Below are 1,233 nucleotides of genomic sequence, written 5' to 3' on the forward strand. Positions count from 1 at the left end.
TCCTCCAAGAACAACAACAATAAATTGCCCTCCATCCATACCTCCAAAATCATCTAAGGGAGAATCAGGAAGACCGAGAGCTATAGCAACTGCAGCTAGTATTGAATCGATTGCAAAAGCAAGGTCAGCTAATGCAATCTTCCCAACAGTTGGACCAAAACCTTTACCAGCGACTTCCTTTTCATCGTCCTTATGAAAATTCTTGTTATCTTTCCCAAACAGTGCCTTAATGACATGTTTTAATCCTAGATAAAGAAGATAGACTGCTCCTATTGCTTGGATCTGCCAGACATTCGCAATAAAGGAAATAGCAAAAAGTGCAGCAAATCTGAAAACGACAGCCAAAATTATTCCGTAATTTATAGCTCTTTTTTTCTGTTCTTCGGGTAAATGCTTGGCAATAACTGCAAGTACTAGAGCATTGTCTGCTGATAATAATCCCTCTAATCCTATTAGAATTATCAATGCCCAGGCATACTCTAACCATATTGACTCCATTAAAAAAATCCCCAACCTTTTAAATATAATGACAGGTAAAGTCTCGATAATTATAGAATTTCCTAATTAGCCACTAAGTATACTTAGAGAATATTGAAAAGAAAACAAAAAAGTGTCTTTGGATTTTATAAAACTAACCAGCTAATAGAATTTCAAGAACTTCATGTTATACTAAAAATGCGCAAGACAAAAAACCCTCCTCATTCCGCACTGACCTAAAAAATTGAGACAAATAAAAACACCTTTCGTTGAAAAACGGGTATTGTACCTTATCAAATCAACGTGGAGGCACGCTCTTCCACTGGTTTCTATGATGACGTCTACTTGGAACATTGTTGTAGTTAATTTTTGTTTATAAGAGCTAGTGATTCAATTACGCACCATGTATAAAGGTAGAATAAATATTCATTCATTTTCACTCTACACATTTTCTACACAACCAATTTGAAAATCCAGTAATACCAATACTTTAGCTGAATGTTAAATTCCCTCCTGGGACGTATCAAGGTTCAGATAGAATAAGTTTGAACCAACTGAAAAGCGCTTCAAATCCTTTAATATCAAGGGTTTGAGGCGCTTTTCCTTTTTTTGAGAATACGTTAGAAAAGGAATGAAAAGTTTCTACACAAATTCTACTCAAGGAATGTACAGATTAAAGTGGAAGATTTGATGCACGTTCATTTAATTGGCCGCATGAAAGAGCTGAAGTATTAATCGTAGCTGCAGAACGCAACC

At 35.6% G+C, this 1,233-nt stretch carries 1 protein-coding gene; it reads right to left on the bottom strand.

Annotation, left to right across the window (positions count from 1 at the left end):
* Window positions 1-498 (bottom strand): TerC family protein (locus ACOMCU_RS27995; RefSeq protein WP_421052295.1); only part of this gene is annotated, 498 nt, incomplete at its 3' end.
* Window positions 499-1,233 lie beyond the last annotated feature (735 nt).

The organism is Lysinibacillus sp. UGB7 (genome assembly GCF_049058285.1).
GTDB classification, from domain to species: Bacteria; Bacillota; Bacilli; order Bacillales_A; family Planococcaceae; genus Lysinibacillus; species Lysinibacillus sphaericus_B.